This window comes from Serratia rubidaea (assembly GCF_016026735.1).
Lineage (GTDB): Bacteria > Pseudomonadota > Gammaproteobacteria > Enterobacterales > Enterobacteriaceae > Serratia_B > Serratia_B rubidaea.
In genome coordinates this window covers 3,240,516-3,254,996 of record NZ_CP065640.1, presented here as the reverse complement: position 1 = coordinate 3,254,996, position 14,481 = coordinate 3,240,516, and the positions used below count along the sequence as shown (strand labels likewise).

At 58.1% G+C, this 14,481-nt stretch carries 9 protein-coding genes and 1 pseudogene; 3 read left to right on the top strand and 7 right to left on the bottom strand.

Features of this window, described 5'->3' with window-relative positions:
- Positions 1 to 198 precede the first annotated feature (198 nt).
- On the top strand, positions 199 to 1,296 hold the full coding sequence (ompF, locus tag I6G83_RS15200; protein WP_062778994.1) for a porin OmpF: 1,098 nt from the start codon (positions 199 to 201) through the stop codon (positions 1,294 to 1,296).
- Positions 1,297 to 1,543: 247 nt separating this feature from the next.
- Positions 1,544 to 2,734 (top strand): amino acid aminotransferase, encoded by a 1,191-nt coding sequence (locus I6G83_RS15195; RefSeq protein ID WP_054306333.1) that lies wholly within the window; start codon positions 1,544 to 1,546, stop codon positions 2,732 to 2,734.
- A 75-nt stretch (positions 2,735 to 2,809) separates the two neighbouring features.
- On the opposite strand, the gene I6G83_RS15190 is transcribed toward I6G83_RS15195, so the two are convergent.
- The 7 genes and pseudogenes from I6G83_RS15190 to cmoM all read right to left on the bottom strand — a co-directional run bounded on the left by I6G83_RS15190 (position 2,810) and on the right by cmoM (position 13,545).
- Positions 2,810 to 3,457: an MBL fold metallo-hydrolase gene (locus I6G83_RS15190; protein ID WP_054306334.1), complete on the bottom strand. Its 648-nt coding sequence runs from the start codon at positions 3,455 to 3,457 to the stop codon at positions 2,810 to 2,812.
- A gap of 65 nt (positions 3,458 to 3,522) precedes the next feature.
- A complete protein-coding gene (locus I6G83_RS15185; protein ID WP_054306335.1) occupies positions 3,523 to 4,071 on the bottom strand; it encodes a YcbK family protein in 549 nt (182 codons plus the stop codon).
- Positions 4,072 to 4,256: 185 nt separating this feature from the next.
- Positions 4,257 to 5,942, bottom strand: a pseudogene (gene ldtD / locus I6G83_RS15180) (L,D-transpeptidase); the annotation flags it as partial.
- Positions 5,943 to 6,280: 338 nt separating this feature from the next.
- A complete protein-coding gene (gene mukB, locus I6G83_RS15175; protein ID WP_054306337.1) occupies positions 6,281 to 10,735 on the bottom strand; it encodes a chromosome partition protein MukB in 4,455 nt (1,484 codons plus the stop codon).
- The gene (mukE, locus tag I6G83_RS15170; protein ID WP_015671773.1) at positions 10,732 to 11,460 is read right to left on the bottom strand and encodes a chromosome partition protein MukE; all 729 of its coding nucleotides are present in this window, start codon (positions 11,458 to 11,460) and stop codon (positions 10,732 to 10,734) included. The genes mukB and mukE overlap by 4 nt, the downstream gene beginning before the upstream one ends.
- Positions 11,441 to 12,763, bottom strand: a complete 1,323-nt coding sequence (mukF, locus tag I6G83_RS15165) for a chromosome partition protein MukF (protein ID WP_054306338.1) — start codon at positions 12,761 to 12,763, stop codon at positions 11,441 to 11,443. The genes mukE and mukF overlap by 20 nt, the downstream gene beginning before the upstream one ends.
- Positions 12,760 to 13,545: a tRNA uridine 5-oxyacetic acid(34) methyltransferase CmoM gene (gene cmoM, locus I6G83_RS15160; RefSeq protein ID WP_054306339.1), complete on the bottom strand. Its 786-nt coding sequence runs from the start codon at positions 13,543 to 13,545 to the stop codon at positions 12,760 to 12,762. The genes mukF and cmoM overlap by 4 nt, the downstream gene beginning before the upstream one ends.
- Before the next feature lie 151 nt (positions 13,546 to 13,696).
- Here cmoM and elyC point away from each other — a divergent pair, with 151 nt between their 5' ends.
- Positions 13,697 to 14,464: an envelope biogenesis factor ElyC gene (gene elyC / locus I6G83_RS15155; RefSeq protein WP_054306340.1), complete on the top strand. Its 768-nt coding sequence runs from the start codon at positions 13,697 to 13,699 to the stop codon at positions 14,462 to 14,464.
- Positions 14,465 to 14,481 lie beyond the last annotated feature (17 nt).

Genomic DNA, 14,481 nt, shown 5'->3' with positions numbered 1-14,481 from the left:
TCATTAATATTTAGTTACACATATTTTCTTTGTGAAACGTTTTTACGACATTAGTAGCATCTTAACCCTAGATTAACCCTGCGCTGAATGGAACACTGCGTTCAGACACAGGACGACACCAATCTATCAACAATAGTTCCCTAAAGAATTATTGGCGGCAGTGGCAAAGGTGTCCGAATAACACCAATGAGGGTAATAATGATGAAGCGCAACATTCTTGCAGTGGTAATTCCTGCGCTGCTGGCTGCTGGTGCAGCAAACGCAGCGGAAATCTATAATAAAGACGGCAACAAGCTGGATCTGTACGGTAAAGTTGACGGCCTGCACTACTTCTCCGATAGCAAAAGCGATGATGGCGACCAGTCTTATGTCCGCTTCGGCTTCAAAGGTGAAACCCAGATCAATGACCAACTGACCGGTTACGGCCAGTGGGAATACAACATCCAAGCCAACAACAGCGAAGGCGGCGACGACGCGCAAAACGGCAACAAAACCCGTCTGGGCTTCGCCGGTCTGAAATTCGCCGAGTACGGCTCTCTGGACTACGGCCGTAACTACGGCATCGTTTACGACCCAATGGGTTGGACCGATATGCTGCCTGAATTCGGCGGCGACTCTGCCGGCAGCGACAACTTTATGGTTGGCCGTTCTACCGGTCTGCTGACCTACCGCAACAACGACTTCTTTGGTCTGGTTGACGGCCTGAACTTCGGCCTGCAGTACCAGGGCAAAAACGACCGTGAAGACATCAAACGTTCTAACGGCGACGGCTGGGGTATCTCCACCACTTATGAACTGCCGGTTGGCGTAGGCTTCTCCGCCGCATACGCATCTTCTGACCGTACCGACCGTCAGACCAACGCAGGTTACGCCCGTGGCGAAGGCCGCGCTGAGCAGTGGGCAGCTGCGGTGAAATACGACGCCAACAACGTCTACCTGGCGGCGATGTACGGTGAAACCCGTAACGCCACCTACATCAAAAACGATAAAGTCGGCAGCCTCAACTACGGCACCACCGGCTTCGCTAACAAAGCGCAAAACTTCGAACTGGTTGCTCAGTACCAATTCGACTTCGGCCTGCGTCCGTCCATCGCCTACGTACAGTCTAAAGGCAAGGACATCGAAGGCATCGGCGATGCTGACCTGATCAAATACGTTGATGTCGGTGCGACTTACTACTTCAACAAAAACATGTCCACCTACGTTGATTACAAAATCAACCAGCTGAACGACAACAACCCGCTGGGCCTGAACACCGACGACATCGTTGCCGTTGGTCTGGTTTACCAGTTCTAATTGTTGCTTCATCTGCCGGTCATCAACCGCCGGCACATTTGAAAAACAGGGCTTCGGCCCTGTTTTTGTTTTTCCGCCATCGACAGCTTTTTATGCTGCCTGCCGCCCCTTTACCGTCATTTTTTGTGCTGAATCTGCCTTCCTCACAAGTTCGATGTGTTTTTCTCGCAAACGGTTGGCAAAGCGCACAACTGGCGCTACCCTGATGCCTCTATCCGCTTAACGCTAAGCTATGGAACCATCTGACATGTTTGAAAAAATCGCTGCAGCACCTGCCGATCCGATTCTGGGTCTGACCGACATTTTCCGCGCGGACGCCCGTCCGAACAAAATCAACCTGGGTATCGGCGTCTACAAAGACGAAACCGGCAAAACGCCGGTGCTGACCAGTGTGAAAAAAGCGGAGCAATACCTGCTGGAAAATGAGACCACCAAAAACTACCTCGGCATTGAGGGGATCCCTGCGTTTGCCAGCTGCACCCAAGAGCTGCTGTTCGGCAAAAACAGCCCTATCATTACCGACAAGCGTGCGCGCACCGCGCAAACGCCTGGTGGTACCGGTGCCCTGCGCGTAGCCGCCGACTTTATTGCCAACCAGACCGACGCCAAGCGCGTTTGGGTCAGCAACCCAAGCTGGCCGAACCATAAAAACGTCTTCGCCGCCGCCGGTCTGGAAGTGGTGGAATATAACTACTATGACGCCGCCAACCACGCGCTGGACTTCGACGGGTTGCTGAGCAGCCTGCAACAGGCGCAGGCCGGCGATGTTATCGTATTCCATGGCTGCTGCCACAACCCGACCGGCATCGACCCGACGCCGGAGCAGTGGAGCCAGCTGGCTGAGCTGTCGGTCAGCAAAGGCTGGCTGCCGCTGTTCGATTTCGCCTACCAGGGCTTCGCCAAAGGCCTGGAAGAAGATGCGCAGGGTCTGCGTATTTTTGCCGCCAAGCATCAGGAACTGATCGTCGCCAGCTCCTACTCGAAAAACTTCGGCCTGTACAACGAGCGCGTCGGCGCCTGCACCGTAGTGGCGGCCGATGCCGAAACCGCAGACCGCGCCTTCAGCCAGGTTAAAGCGGCGATCCGCGCCAACTACTCCAACCCGCCGTCACACGGTGCGGCCGTCGTTGCCACCATCCTGAGCAACGATGCGCTGCGTGCGATCTGGGAGCAAGAGCTGGCCGATATGCGTCAGCGCATCCACCGCATGCGTCAGCTGTTTGTAAATACCCTGCAGGAAAAGGGCGCACAGCAGGACTTCAGCTTTATTATCAACCAGAACGGCATGTTCTCGTTCAGCGGCCTGACCAAAGAGCAGGTGCTGCGTCTGCGCGAAGAGTTTGGCGTTTACGCGGTCAACTCCGGCCGCGTTAACGTCGCAGGCATGACGCCGGATAACATGGCGCCGCTGTGCGAAGCCATCGTCGCCGTGCTGTAAGCTACACCCATCAGATGTAACAAAGGGGCGCTCTGCGCCCCTTTTGCTGTTATTTCCGCCGGGAAATACGGCTGTTTACCACGCCTCAGGCTGCTCACGCAAAAACGGGTTGGTCTGCCGTTCATGGCCAAAGGTCGACATCGGCCCATGCCCCGGAATAAAGTCCATATCATCGCCCAGCGGCAGGAGTTTGTTGCGGATGGAGGCAATCAGCGCCTGATGATCGCCGCGCGGGAAATCACTGCGCCCCACCCCGCCGTTGAACAGCACGTCGCCAACCAGCGCCAGACGCGCTGTATCGTTGATAAACACAATGTGTCCCGGCGTATGTCCCGGACAGTGCAGCACGTTCAGCGTCATCTCGCCCACCTGCACGCTGTCGCCTTCGGCCAGCCAATGGGTCGGGGTTAACGGCGCACACTCTTCCAGCCCGAACATCCGGCTTTGCGCCGGCAGGCCGTCGAGCCAGAACGCATCCTCTTTGTCCGGCCCGATAATCGGCACCTGATAGTGTTCCGCCAGCTCCGCCGCCGCGCCGACGTGGTCGAGATGCCCGTGCGTCAGCAAAATTTTCGTCAGCTGCACGCCCGCATCCTGCACCGCCGCCTTCAGCTTTTCCGCCTCGCCGCCGGGATCCACCAGCGCGGCCTGCCCACTCTGCTCACACCAGATCAGCGTACAATTTTGGCTAAACGCCGTGACGGGAATAATTTGGTATTTCATAACGCTCCAACGACAACGGCGCCGGACCTTGCGGCCGGCGCTCTCTTAACCCAGAGGCACAGCGATTACCAGGTACGCACCGGCCCGGTATCGATGTGAACAAAATTGCTACGCGGATAATAGCCTACGCCGCCGGCGCGCATTTTCAACGCCGCCTTGCGGATATTGCTCAGCTGAATGCCTTCGATATGGAAGTCCATCGCCTGGCCTTTGGTATGATAGCTGTGTTTGGCAACGCCGCGGCTGCGTGCGCGCAGATCGTTGTTCGTTCCCAGCGAGCGGTAGCCGGAAATCAGCTGCACCGGCTTGGTGGTGCCCAGCATCCCCTGCAAGCGATAAAGATGATCAAACAGCTGCGGATCGATCGATTTCACTTTATTCGCGCGAAAATCGCGGAACAAGTGATTTAAACGCACCAATTCTTCTTTATTATAATTTTTACCGTCAAAGAATTCGGCTTTCAGTGATTCGCCTGTATGCAGATTATTTACTACAAGAATACGAGGACGAGAAGTAGAAAGGCTGGCAAATGCTTGACCCGGAAGTAAAGCCATGCCCATCGCGGCGCCACCCAACGCCAGCCATTTACGGCGGTGAAGATCAATTTTGTCCATGTTTCTATCAGACCCGGCAAGAATATCAAAAAAATATGCACAAAAAAGCGCACTGCCTGAACCTTAACCGCCAGCGCCGCCTGAGTCAACCCATGATGCGGCGCGGCTTACAGGCGCTCTGAAATCGAGCGCCTGCGTCTGGTCCAAATAGTCTGACCGTTATTTATTTAAAAATGCTGCATTTATTACAGCAATTTCTCCGCCCGGGCCAAAATTTGTGCGCCCGATCGCACGGTATTATCGTAATTGTAAATATCTGTACGGAATTGTGGCTGTCCATCATCGGCAACCCACGCCGTTAAATAATACAATTTAACCGGAATACGCCCGCGTACATTAACGAACGTGGTATTACCCTGCTTCAGGGTGGAGGAAACGCGGCTGTCATTCCAACCGGCATCCTGCAGCAGCATATTGGCTAAGACGGACGCTTTATTTACCCGTACGCAACCGGAACTGAGCGCACGAATATCTTTTTTGAACAGGCTGTGGTTCGGCGTATCATGCAGATAAATAGCATCCGAACTCGGCATATTAAATTTAAAACGCCCCAGCGAGTTAGTCGCGCCCGGCGCCTGACGGATACGATACGGGAAATTGCGGGCGGAGATAGAACTCCAGTCAATCGTTGACGGATCAATCACCTGCGCATCATTGCTCCAGCCGGACAATAACGTATAGCCGTGCTTCTGGAAATAATTAATATCGCGCATCGCCTTCGGCACAATATCTTCACGCACCAGCGTCGTCGGCACGTTCCACGGCGGATTAACCACCACGTTATTCAGCGCGCTGCTCATCAACGGCGTTTTACGGCTTGGGCGGCCGACAATCACCCGAGATGACAGCACTTCATTACCGTCGCGGTAATAAACCAGCGAATAGTTGGGAATATTCACCATAATACCGTTATTCACCCGCCCCGGCAGAATGCGCAAGCGCTGAATATTCAGCGCCAGCAACGCGGCGCGGGTTTGCGGCGACACGTTCAGCCACTCGCGCGTGCGCACGCCGATCAGGCCGTCGGCACTCAGCCCCTGCCATTTTTGGAAGCGCTTGACGCCTTCAACCAGATCGTCGCTGTACAGGCTAGCGCCGCTCGCGGCGGACTGCAGCATGCCGCCGTCCTCCGGGGTCACCGACGCCGACGATGGGCTGACCACCGCGGCACGGTTCTCACGCAGCTTTTCTTCATCGACCGACTGATCGTCATCCACCACCGGCGCGTTGCTATTCACCATCGCCGGCTCCTGACTCTGCTGTATGCCGGCATCGCTGGCGGACAACATGCCGGTGCGCTGCAGAATCTCACGCAGCGCGGGAATATCGCTACTGCTCTGTCCCGGACGCAGCGTCGGGCCGTTGGCCAGGCGCGGCCAAGGGCGGCTATCGGTCAGCAGGTCGCGCAGCGCCTGATGCATTTTTGCGTATTGCGGATGCTGCGGCGCCAGCGATTCAATATAGGGCAGCGTTTTACTCTGACGCACCGCAAGCTGCCACTGGTTAATCACGGTGGCCGGCGGCGTCGCCAATTTATAAGGGATATTGCTGTATAGCCAATTATTGCCGTTAGCGCCGATGGAGGAGACAAACTGCAGGTAGCCCAGCATCGCATCCGACAGCACGATGTCGCGCCCCATGTCGCTGATTGCCGGGTCGGTCAGCTGTTTCACCCATTGATTAAACTGCGGCTGAATTCCGGAAATAGCCAGCTCGGCCAGCTGCTGCTGGAACTGCTGCACCGTTTCACGATCCCGCCACATCGGCTGCATGTGGTTGGCCGCGTACAGCGGGGCCAGCGTGGCAAGGTAGCGCGGCGTAACGCCCTGCGGCAGCGCCGACATCATCTCGGCGCGGCTTTGCGCCACCGTTGTCGCTGAAGAGCCGGCGGACAATCCGGGCGTAGCTGCCCATACAGGTAACGACGCGGCAAGACCACATGCGATAGCGCAGCTCAGCGCCAAACGTCGAACCTTGTTACTTTCTTTAAGCAACATCCCTTGCCCCCTCTCTGCTCACAAAAAATACGACAAAAATTACTGATTAATTTAAGTATATACCGAAAATAAATGGAGTTGCACCCGGCCGCCAAATGCGTCCGCCGGATGAACCCGCGCCCGGTACGCCAGCGCAAGAAACCGCCCTATCATCCATAGCCAATAAAAAATAGCCACCCTGGGGCGGCTATTTTCAGATTTTTAGGAGGGTTTTAAACCTGCGGCGTCTCTGCCGGGCTGGCCCCCAGCGCCGGCGGCTCATTGGCAAAGCCGCGCAGCCCCACCACGTGCACATGCTCCTGATTCTGGAACACCTTACGCACCAGTTTATAGGTGGTGCCTTTTTCCGGGCTGATATTCTCCGGCGCCGCGATGATCAGCTGCATTTCCAGACGGTCGCACAGCTCAAACAGGGTGGCGATGGATTTGGCATCCAGACGCGCCGCTTCATCGAGGAACAGCAGACGACACGGAGAAATATCCTTGCCGCGCAGGCGACGGGACTCTTCTTCCCAGCTCTGCACCACCATCACCAAGATCGACATACCGGTACCGATCGCCTCACCGGTGGACAATGCGCCGCTTTCCGCACGCAGCCAGCCGTCGGAGCCACGGAATACTTCGACTTCCAGCTCCAGGTAATTACGGTAATCCAGCAGCTCCTCGCCGATAGTCTGCGGCGTACGCTGGCCCATATCGATCTGCGGGTTCAGGCGCTGATACAGCTTGGCCAGCGCTTCGGAGAAGCTCAGGCGGTTGCTGTTGAACAGATCCTGATGCTGCTCCTGCTGTTCGGACAGCACATCCAGCAGCGTCGCATGCGCTTCACGCACGTTGACGTTCAGACGCACGCTCTTCACCTGACCGAAGGAAACGGCCTGCAGCCCCTGGTTCAGCATGCGGATGCGGTTCTGCTCACGCTGAATGGTTTTGCGGATGATATTCGCCACGCTCTTGGAACTGATGGCCAGCTTCTGCTCACGGCTGGTCAGCTCTTCGGTCAGACGGCTCAGCTCGATCTCCATCTGTTCGATGGCCTCGATCGGATCGTCGGTGCGGATAATATCCTGGCGGATGCGCTCGCGCAGGTGCTGATACACCGCGATATAGAACTGAATCTTGCGTTCCGGCCGCTTCGGATCTTCCGACAGGCGCAGCACGTCGCGCAGATGTTCGTTATCCGCCACCGCCAGACGCAGCGCACCCAATGCCTTATCCGACATCGAACGCAGCTCGTCGCCGTCCATATAGGCCAGCTCGCGGCGGTGCAGGCGGCGTTCAACGCCGTTATCTTTCACCATGCGCATCACCGCGCACCAGCCCGCCTTGGCGGTCACCACTTGCTCACGCAGCTGATGGTAGTCGCGCTCCAGCTTGCGCAGCTTTTTCTGCAGGCTGTCCATTTCCGCTTCGCAGAAGGTCAGCTGCTTCTCCAGCTGATTGCGACGCGCGCGGTTGTTGCTCAGCGCCGCATGCAGCTCGTCGCGACGCTGACGCGCGCGCGCCTCGGCGTTGGCATCGGCCTGGACGCCGATATCCACCAGCTCCTGGCTCAGCTCTTTGAGCATATCGCGTTTGGCTTCATAAGAGCTTTTCAGCGAGGCCAATACCTGGCTGTACTGTGTAAACTGGCTCTGATACTGACGCAGCTGCTCACGGGCGCTGCTGCGCTCCGCTTCCGCCTGCTCCAGACGACGGCGCAGTTTGTCGTTAAGATCGTTATTGGCGTTCTGCATACCGGCCGAGTCGGTATAGCTAAAGTGTGCGCGGCGCTGCACCACCTCGATCAACGCAAAGGCCTGCTGCTTCGCCTGGCGCTGGGTATTCTGCGCCTGCTGATAGTCCTGCTGCAGCTGTTCATGCTGCTCAGGGTCGTTTTGCAGCACCGACACCATCGGCTCCAGTTTATTCAGGGCAACGCCATGCTGCTGCAGGTAGCGCGCGGCCTCCTGTGCTTCGTCCAGCTCGTCCTGAATCTCCTCCACCCGGTCCTGCAGGGTGTCGTCATTCAGCAGTGAAACCAGCGGCGTCAGGCGGTGCAGCGCCGAGAGGCCCTCTTTCGCCTGATCGTACTGCTGGCGCTGCTGCTGGTTCTGCGCTTCATGGTTGTTCAGCGCACGTTCGATCTCCGTGCGGCGCGCGTTCAGCGTACGGATTTCCGCTTCCGGGTCGGTATCAAAGGCAACGCCCAGATGGCTGCCGATAAAGCGGCTGAATGCCTGATGAGAGCGCTGAATTTTCTGTACGTCGAATGACAGCGTCGCGTAGCGCTCCGCCAGCGTTTCACGTTCGGCATGCAGCACTTCCAGACGTTTTTCACGCGCGGCGCGGCCAAACAGCGGCACCTCAGGGAAGCGAGAGTAGCGCCACTGGCGGTCGGCGATTTTCACCACCACCGCCTTTTCCTGTTCTTCTACTGCAAAAACGCTGTCATCGAACGACTGCGGGTCCCCTTCGATCAGATAGAGATCTTCCGGGCAATCCTCCAGCCCTTCCAGCATTTCGCGCACCAGCGACAGATCCGGCACCACGATCGCGTGGCGGGACGGGCCATACAGCGCGGAGAAGTAAGGCGCATCGTCGATGGTGACGTCGTCGTAAATTTCCGACAGCAGCACGCCGCCAAAACGTTCGGCCAGTGTCACCAGACGCTGATCTTCCGCACCGCTCGGCTGGCTCAGCCGTTCGATCTGCGCGTCAACTTCGCGTTTGCGGGCCGCCACTTCGTCACGCTCAACCGTGGTTTCACGCTCGCGCTCCAGCAGCTGCTGCATATATTCAGTAACCTGCTGGCTGCTTTCCAGCGGTTCGCCGCTTTGTTCGCTCAGTTGGCTGAGCGAGTCCTGCGCCGTCAGCCACACCGGCGCGCGGGCGGTCAGTTCGCGAATGCGCTGCTGGAGATGCTCCAGTTCCTGGCGCATCTCCATCCGCCGCTCGCCGGCTACGCTGACGTTTTGCGACAGCGATTCCAGCCGCTCCTCCAGCTCCTGCTGCAGCGCGTCCAGATCGTCAGCTTGATAGTCCTGTCCCTGACGTTTGCAGAACTCCTGCAGCAGACGCTCGGCGTCCTGCTGGGAGCGCAGACGCTGCTCCAGCTCGCTCAGACGCATGCGCAGCGGCTGCACGCGCTCCGCCTGGTGCTGCTGCGACGGCCAGTCGCGCAGCACGTCGCGCGCGGTCTGCCAGGCTTCGCTGCGGCTGACTTCACCGGCGATTTTGCATACCAGTTGGTAGGCCTGCTCAAAACGGCCGTGGGCGGCATCGGCCACGCTCAGCTTCTGTTCCAGCATCAGCAGCGCTTCGGTGGCTTCCTGCTCGCGCGCCTGGAAGGTTTCCAGCCACTGCTCGGCATTTTCCGCGCTCAGATCCGGCAGCTGGCACAGGGAACGCGCACGTTCCAACGCCTGCAGCGCCTGTTGATACTGAATGGCGCGGGTCTGCTGCACGTCGAGCGCCTGCTGGTAGTCGGCCAGCTGGCTTTTCAGCTCATCCACTTCCAGCTCGGCCGCCTCGGCGCGCGCGCTGTACTCTTCCTGCTGTTCGCCGGCTTCGGCCACCACTTCATTCTGTTCTTCCAGACGGTAGGTCAGCTCTTCCAGATCGGCTTCGTAGCGCTCGATCTTCTCCTGCTGACGCATCGCGGTCTGCACCAGGTTCAAGTGATCGCTGGCCGCCTGATAATCGGTTTCCAGATCGGATTCGGCGCCGCTCTGTTCTGCCAGCTCACGCGCCATTTCCACGTGGCGGTACTGCTCCGCCGCCAGCTGCTTCCGGCTGCCGAACAGATCGTTACGCAGCACCAGCGTGCTGTCCAGATGGATGCGGCGCTCGTTGGCATGGCGCATGTAGTCCGCCGCCACATAGGACGTGGCTTCGGAAATCAGGTGTTTAAACAGATCGCGGTCGGACTGGGTGACGCGGATCGCCTCCAGCGTCATGCGGTTTTCCCGCAGCGCGGCTTCCATATCCTGGAACGCCTTGCGCACGCCGCTGTTTTCCGGCAGCAGGTAATCGCGCAGCGAGCGGGTAATGGCGCTGGAAATCCCCCCGTACAGCGAGGCTTCAATCAGACGGTAGAACTTGCTGCGGTCAGCGGCGGAGCGCAGACGTTTCGGGATAATCCCCAGATCAAACATCAGCGAGTGATAGTCGGTGATGGAGTTGAACTGCTTGAACTGCACCCCTTCAATCTCTTCCAGCCGCTCTTTCAGCTCCGGCAGCGACAACACGCGCGCCTGGCGCTCACCCACCGTCTGCGTCAGAATTTCCGTCGGCTGCACCGAGGTCGGCAGCCCCTGGATGGTGAACGGCTTGATATCGACCTTGCGATCGCGGCCGGCCACCTGCTGCAGACGCACGCCGACCACCACGCGCTGATGGCGCGAGTTGACCACGTCGAGCGTCGAGTAACACACCCCGGCGCGCAGTTTGCCGTGCAGGCCCTTATCGCGCGAGCCGCTGGTCGCGCCGGCTTCGGTGGTGTTACGGAAGTGCAGCAGCGTCAGATCGGGGATCAGCGCGGTGACGAAGGCCGCCATGGTGGTGGATTTCCCCGCCCCGTTACCGCCGGACAGCGTGGTGACCAGCTCATCCAAATCAAAGGTGCGGGCAAAGAAACCGTTCCAGTTAACCAGCGTTAGCGAGCGAAATTTACCGCGTTCAATCATTCCTGTTCATCCTCTGCGCTGTCCGGCGTGCTATCTGCCGTCTGCTCTTCGCCTTCCTGCTCATCATTCAACAACAGGCTGTTCTCAATCGGCATGGCCTCGCCGTCGCGGATCATGCGCAGTTGCGCCTCGCGCGGATCGTCGCCGCTGCGCACGTCTGCGCCGAAGCGGAACACCGCCTCGGTGATGCGGAATTTACTGCTGTCGCCGCCCATAAAGTAGACCATGCCCAAACGACGCAGGCGGTTCAAGGAGGTGCGCACCTTTTCGTGCAGCTTCTGCCGGTCAAGGTCGGAGCCGGTGGAGCGCTGGTTAACGAACTTCAGCAGTTTATTTTCATCCGCCAGGCTCAGCAGCTCGTCGTACAGCTCCTGATGGCTGAAGATGCCCTCATGCGCCAGGCGTTCCGGGCTCAGATAGAGGTAACAGAGTATTTTACCCACCATCATATCCAGCTCGGACAGCACCGAACGCGGGATCAGCGTCGTAGAACGCGGACGCAGGTAGAAAAAGCCTTCCGGCGCGCGCAGCAGCTCGACGCTGTAACGGGCGTAGAACTCTTCCAGCTCGTCCTGAAAATCCATCAGAAACGCATGGTTGTCCAGCTCGTCAATGCCGATATGGCGCCCTGCGCGCAGTTGGCTGTCCAGCGCCGGAAACAGCGGGTTGGACAATGCCTTCGCCAGTTTCACTGGCATGATATGTTCAATATTTGTCGATGACATGGGCCTGTACCTTGGCTCCGTAATCATTGATTGCCTGCCATTCGGCCGGCAACCCTGAAAAATCAGCTTCGGCCACACCGAGGCGCACCGCCTGGTCGACCACTAAACGCGCCACGTCAAAGTGACGGGCGCGCGGATATTGCGCCAGATAATCGCGCATTACCGCCCCTAAATTAAGCGGCAACTGTTGTTCCTGATACTTCTTCAGCGCCTGTTCGATCATCGCCGCCAGCTGTTCGCGGATCTCGCTGAACTCTTCATATTCCAGATCCGGCGGCAGTTCCCCGGTCACCTCATCGCTGCGCAGCGCCAGTTCTTCATCGCGCATATCCAGCAGGCGATCGGCGCTGGCGTGGGTCAGCGCCCACGGGTTGTCGAAATAGTTTTGCACCGACTGGCGCAGACGCTGCGCGAACACACGGTTTTTATCCATGTCGATCGCGGTACGAATGAATTTATGCACGTGGCGGTCATAGCCGATCCACAGGTCGATCGCCTGTTGGCCCCAGCTGACAATGCGGTCCAGCTTACTTTGCAGGTCAAACACCAGCTTGTCGACAAAGGCCAGTTCGACATCGCCCAGCGTGGCTTCCTGGATGCGCAGCAAATTCGCCTGCAGCTTATCGCCGGCAGCTTCCAGCGTATCCTGCAGTTCACGCAGCGTACCGGAGGTTTCCGACAGCAGCATCTCACAGCTGGAGATCGCGGCGCGCCAGTCCTGGTTCAGCAGCGCGGCGATATCTTCTTTCACCCCCTGCTGCTGTTCGTCCATCACGCGCTGGGTCATGTCGATGCTGTCGAAGATCTCCGCCACCGAGTACTTCAGCGGGGCGAAGACGTTGCGATGCCAGTGGAAATCATCACCGCCCTCTTCGGCGGCATCCGCCGCGCGTTTCAATTCCTGCGCGACGATCGACAGCTGCATCGACAGGCGCAGCGTTGAGAATTCACGCTGACGAATATAGTAGTCGGTAATACCGATGCCCAGCGGCGTCAAGCGGTAAATGGCATTGCCGTCCGCCAGTTCGCTGGTAAAACGGTTCAACAGGCGCTGGCGCACCATGTCGTTAATCGCATTGTTGGCGCGGATCGCCACCGTTTCATGCGTCTGTTCGAAACCCTTGCTGACATGGCGAAATGCATCAACCAGCTCACCTTCGCTCATCTCGCCGTCCAGCCGCTCGCCGTTTAAGGTGGCGATCGCAAGCAGAAACGCAAGACGCTCCGTAGGGAGCGAAATAGAGAAATCATTTTTCCGTGCCCAGGCGACCAGTTCGGGTACAGTCTGGGAAAATTCACTCATAGTTCGTCCTTCAGGTTTGGTTTATGCGCCATGACGTGAATATAGCGCCCCAAACTCACGTACGGCTCCTGCCGACAATAGTGCTGTTCAAGCGCCAATAACTCTTCAAATTTTTGTGTCTGCAGCTGCCTGCTTTGCAGGTAGTCATGAAATACGCGCACGCCGGTTTTACCGCTGATACGCATGCCCAGCTGCTCCAGCCAGCCATAGACCAACGGCGGACTATGCGGGTACTGCGGCGACAGTGAACGCTTGCGGCGCCTTCTCACTTCGGGATTGACCAATTGGAAATTACCCAATACCACGTTACGCATCAACAGGCCGTTGGCGTTGAAAAACATCAGCGACAGCGCGCCACCGGGCCGCAGACAGTCATACAGCGCCTGCAATGCCGCCTGCGGCTCTGCGATCCATTCAAGCACTGCATGGAACAATATCAGATCGACCGGCTGTTCCAAATGCTGACCGATCTCCTGAGCCGAACTTTGTACAAATTGCATGTTCTGGCTCACACCTTTCTGTTCCGCCAACTGCGCGGCGCGTTGGATCATCTCACCAGACAGATCGCACAACAACACCTGATGTCCTAATTCCGCCAGTTGGCAGGCCATATGGCCTTCGCCGCCGCCGGCATCAAGTATACGCAATGGACGCTGCGGCAGTTGCGCCAGCAGCGTATTCAGATCCTGCCAAACCACCGCCTGGCGGATTTTGCCTTTCGTGGTGCCGTAAATATTACGCGCAAACTTTTCCGCAATATCGTCAAAATTGCGATCCTGCATTGGACTACGGCTCCGTTGATCTTATCCTGCCGGGGGGCAACACGCTCCCCACCAAACCTGCTATTTTGGCACAGACTGGCATAGAATAAATCTTCTTACGGCCGGAATGTGCCCGGATGTCGTTTTTTCGCCCAAAAGGACCGGATTTTTCATGCTGTTCAACCTGAAAAAGTTTATTGGCGGCATCATGATGCCGCTGCCCGCCCTGCTGTTGCTGATGGCGCTGGCGCTGTTGCTGCTGTGGTTCACCCGCTGGCAGAGAAGCGGGAAAGTGATTCTCAGCCTGAGCTGGCTGTTTTTACTGCTTTTCAGCCTGCAGCCGGTCGCCGATCGGCTGCTGCGGCCGATAGAAGCCACCTACGCCACCTATCGCGGTCACGACCCGGTCAATTATATCGTGGTTTTAGGCGGCGGTTACACTTTCAATCCGGACTGGGCGCCCAGCTCGAACCTGATCGGCAACAGCCTGCCGCGGGTTACCGAAGGGGTGCGGCTGTATCTTACGCATCCCGGGGCGAAAATGGTGTTTACCGGCGCGCGCGGCGCCAACACCCTGAGCAATGCGGAAACCGCAGCGCGGGTGGCGGAAAGCCTGGGCGTGCCGCGCAGTGATATTGTGGTGCTGGATCGCCCGGTGGATACCGAGCAAGAGGCGGCGCAGGTCGCCAAACTGATCGGCCGGCAGCCGTTTTTGCTGGTGACCTCCGCCAACCACCTGCCGCGCGCCATGCGCTTTTTCGAGGCGCAGGGATTGCAGCCCATCCCGGCGCCGGCCAACCAGCTGGCCATCACTTCGCCGCTGAATATCTGGGATCGCCTACTGCCTTCCGCCATGTTTCTCGGCCATAGCGAGCGCGCCTGGTACGAAACCCTGGGCAGCCTGTGGCAACGTTTGAAAGGGGATAGCGTCAAAGCGTGATCTCTTAACGCTGGGCG